This window comes from Brachyspira catarrhinii (genome assembly GCF_005518285.1).
GTDB classification, from domain to species: domain Bacteria; phylum Spirochaetota; class Brachyspiria; order Brachyspirales; family Brachyspiraceae; genus Brachyspira; species Brachyspira catarrhinii.
On the sequence record NZ_SJDU01000352.1, the window covers coordinates 1 to 2373 of the forward strand.

At 33.8% G+C, this 2373-nt stretch carries 2 protein-coding genes; both read right to left on the reverse strand.

The annotated features are described in order from the left end of the window. On the reverse strand, nt 1-1207 hold a 1207-nt coding region (locus EZH24_RS10380), incomplete at its 3' end, for a class I tRNA ligase family protein (protein ID WP_153227235.1). Nucleotides 1208-1341: 134 nt separating this feature from the next. Further along, nucleotides 1342-2142: a ZIP family metal transporter gene (locus EZH24_RS10385; protein WP_137999058.1), complete on the reverse strand. Its 801-nt coding sequence runs from the start codon at nt 2140-2142 to the stop codon at nt 1342-1344. Nucleotides 2143-2373 lie beyond the last annotated feature (231 nt).

Consider the following 2373-nt stretch of genomic DNA (forward strand, 5'->3'; position numbering starts at 1 on the left):
CTCTTATATCGTTCATCCAATGGTTATAAGTGTTAATCCATCTTTCTGGATAAATTTTTATTTGTCCGTTATTAACCACTTTATACGCTTCTTCGGCTAAAGGTTTCATTTTTACAAACCATTGGTCGCTATAATAAGGCTCGACTGGATTATGGCATCTATAACAATGTCCCACTTGATGCTTTATATTTTCTTTTCCCAAAAATGCACCTAAACTCTCCAATTCTTTTATTATCAAATCTCTCGCTTCTTTAACCGTTTTTCCTTGATAATTTTTCGGAGTATTTTCGTTGAATGTTCCATCGGACCCAAGAATATTTATTATTTCCAAATTATGCCTTTGGGCTATCGCAAAGTCGTTCGGGTCATGAGCGGGAGTTATTTTCAAAGCGCCCGTTCCAAAATCTTTATCGACATAAACGTCTTTTATGAGTTTTAATTTTCTGCCGACTATAGGAAGTATTAAAATCGTATTTTCGTCCAAATGAGAATATCTTTCGTCTTCGGGATGAACGGCAATCGCCACATCGGCTAGTATAGTTTCGGGGCGAGTTGTGGCGACTTCGATATGCTCGTCTCTTCCTTCGATTTTATATTTTACATGATATAAAGCTCCCGAAATTTCTTCATGTTCCACTTCATCGTTTGCAAGCGCAGTTCCGCAACTCGGACAATAATTTATTAAATATTTTCCTCTGTATATTAATCCTTGATTATAAAGTTCGACAAAAACCTCTCTAACAGCGTTACTCAATCCTTCGTCAAGCGTAAATCTTTCTCTCTCCCAATCGCATGAGCAACCTATTTTTTCAAGCTGTTTGATTATTATCGAATGATGTTCGTTTGCCACCTCCCAAGTTAATTTGACGAAATCCTCTCTTCCCAAATCATGCTTATTTTTGCCTTCTTTTTTTAGTCTTCTTTCGACTACATTTTGAGTGGCAATTCCAGCATGGTCGGTTCCTGGCATCCATAAAACGCATTTGCCAGACATTCTATGAAATCTAATTAATATATCTTGCAAAGTGTTGTTTAATCCATGTCCCATATGCAAAACGCCCGTGACATTTGGCGGAGGAATAATTATGGAATAAGGCTCTTTGTTTTTATCGATTTCGGCATGAAAAAATCCGCTCTCTTTCCAAAAGCAATATAATTTTTCTTCAATATTTTTAGGATTATAACTACCGCCTAAAGTATGTTTCATTTATTCCCCCAATTTTAAACGAGTTTTAAACATTTAAATAAAAATAATTTTTCATGTATTTTATAATATATAGCGATATTTTTCAATTATTGATTATGAAATTAAATTTTATAATAGATTATTTTATTATTAAATTAATTCAAGGCTATATCCAAAATCATCATTACGGCGAAACCGAATATAAAACCGAAAACTCCAAAGTGATTATGCTCGTCAGCAACCGCTTCGGGAACAAGTTCTTCTATAACGACATAAATCATAGCGCCAGCGGAAAAAGACAAAGCTGCGGGTAAAATCAAAGTCAATTTTGTGACGGTTAATGCTCCGATTACGGCAGCCAAAGGTTCTACCAATCCCGATAGAGAGCCTAACGCAAAAGCTTTTAATTTTGAAAATCCAGAAGTTTTTAACGGCAACGAAACCGCGGCGCCTTCGGGAAAATTTTGCAAACCTATTCCGAGAGTAAGAGCCATAGCTGCGGCTAAAGTTATTCCGCTTTGTCCTATAGAAAAAGCTCCGAAAGTAACTCCGACAGCCAAACCTTCGGGAATATTATGCAATGTTATCGCAAGAAATAATAATATGCTTTTCGATAATTGAACTTTTGGACCTTCTTTTTCTTCATGTCCGTTAACTATATGAATATGAGGCATAACTTTATCCAATATCCAAATAAAAAAACTTCCGAGCAAAAATCCGAAAACGGGAATAATCCATTTAGGCAAATCCATTTTTGAAGATAATTCTATTGATGGAGCGAGCAGAGACCAAAAACTTGCCGCAGTCATTACGCCCGCCGCAAATCCATACATAGTCGCCAAAACTTTAGGTTTGATTTCGGAGAAAAAAATAAACACCAAAGCCGAACCCAAACTCGTAAAAGTCCAAGTTATTATTCCGCCGAATAAAGCTAAAATTACGGGAGAATCAAACATTTATTTTCCTTAAATTAAATTTAAATTAAATTTTTTAACTTACTAAAATAATTATATTTTATTTTTTATTAGTTTCAATATATTTTTTATTTTTATTAATTTAATTGATTTTAATTTAAATTAAACTATTGACATTTTTTATAAAACATGCTATATTTTACTTAAATTAATTGATTGTAATTTGTAATTATCGAAAAAAGGAGAAAAGAAAAATGAGCGGATGTAAATTCT